The organism is Brachybacterium sp. AOP29-B2-41 (genome assembly GCF_052378395.1).
GTDB lineage: Bacteria > Actinomycetota > Actinomycetes > Actinomycetales > Dermabacteraceae > Brachybacterium.
Genome location: NZ_JBQSXR010000048.1, coordinates 1 through 1577, shown reverse-complemented (window position 1 = coordinate 1577; position 1577 = coordinate 1). Strand labels below are relative to the sequence as shown.

Genomic DNA, 1577 nt, shown 5'->3' with positions numbered 1-1577 from the left:
GGCCCTGCGTGTCAGGGTGAGTTGAGGCCAGAGGTTCATAGCAAGTCCGCCTCCGCAGGGCGAGTTCAGGATCGATCACCATGAGCAGTTCCCCCGTTTCCGTTTTGTCGTCGAGCGTCGATGATGGAGCGATGAGTTCCCCGCAGCATCCTCGAGCCGATGGGCCCCGGCGCCGCTCGTTCACCCCCGAGCAGAAGCTTGCCCACCTCGCCGCATACGAGGAGGCCAGCGCGCAACGTCAAGGCGGTGCCTACCTGCGCCGGGAGGGTCTGTATTCCTCGTTGATCACCGAGTGGCGCCGGCAGCGCGATGCCGGCGTGCTTGAGGGCAAACAGCCTGGCCAGACGGTGGGTCGGCCCTCGAAGGAACAGGCCGAGATCGCTCGGCTGCGCCGCGAGCTGGACCAGACTCAGGAGCGCCTGGATCGCACCGAGACCGCGCTGGAGATCATGGGAAAAGCACGCGCGCTCTTGGAGGACGTCTCCAAGAGCGCGGATACCGAGACCAGGCGCAACAAGCGCTGATGGGCGCCCACGACGAGCTGATCGTCGCAGGGACTACCACCCGGGCCGCGTCGGCCTTGACTGGTATCGCCCGCTCCACAGCAGCTCGCCGCACGGCCCGCCCGCTCCCGCCTGCGCCGCGGGACGCCCCGCCGGCCAACCGGCTGGACTGTGCCGAACGAGCCAGCGTGCTGGCCGTGCTCAACAGTTCCGAGTTCGTCGACTCCACCCCGATACAGGTGTTCGCGACGTTGCTGGATCGTGGGATCTACCTGTGCTCGGTCTCCACGATGTATCGCATCCTGCGGGACAACGCCCAGGTCACAGAGCGCCGCCGGCAGGCTCGTCACCCGGCCCGGGTGGTGCCCGAGCTGGTGGCCACCGGCCCCGGGCAGGTCTACACCTGGGACATCACCAAGCTGCCCGGCCCGGCCAAGGGCGTCTACTACGACGCCTACGTGATGATCGATATCTACTCCCGCTACCTCGTCGGCGTCCACGTCCACGCCCGCGAGTCCGGGCCGCTGGCGAAGGAGATGATGCGTGAAGTGTTCGGCATCCACGGCATCCCGAAGGTCGTCCACGCCGACCGCGGCACCTCGATGACCTCAAAGTCCGTGGCCACACTGCTCTCCGACCTGGAAGTCACCCGGTCCCATTCACGGCCGAAGGTCTCCAACGACAACCCCTACTCCGAGGCGTGGTTCAAGACGTTGAAGTACGCGCCGGTCTTCCCAGACCGGTTCGGATCCCTGGCCGACGCGCGGGCGTTCATGGACGAGTTCAAGGACCGCTACAACCACGAGCACCACCACCAGGGCCTGGGCCTGCACACCCCTGCCGACGTCCACTACGGCCTGGCGACAGCGAAAGCCACCGGCCGCACCGACGTTCTCTCAGCGGCCCGCGCTGCCCACCCCGAGCGCTTCGGCACCAACAACACCCCGAAGATCCTCGCCCTGCCCGACGCGGCCTGGATCAACAAACCCACCGAGAACAAACAGACCGAAGACCAGGCGACCTACGAACCCGCCGCCTGACTCCCACTGGCCCCATTCACCTTGACAACTTCCG

The 1577-nt window shown here is 66.8% G+C and carries 1 protein-coding gene; it reads left to right on the top strand.

The window, feature by feature from the left end; all coding sequences use genetic code 11:
• The first annotated feature begins 131 nt into the window (after positions 1–131).
• Positions 132–1543, top strand: a protein-coding gene (locus ACT3T9_RS18805) for an IS3 family transposase (protein ID WP_444502890.1) whose coding sequence is annotated in 2 segments (ribosomal slippage) — positions 132–477 and positions 477–1543 — 1413 coding nt in all. Because the reading frame shifts where the segments join, the coding sequence is not laid out codon by codon here.
• Positions 1544–1577 lie beyond the last annotated feature (34 nt).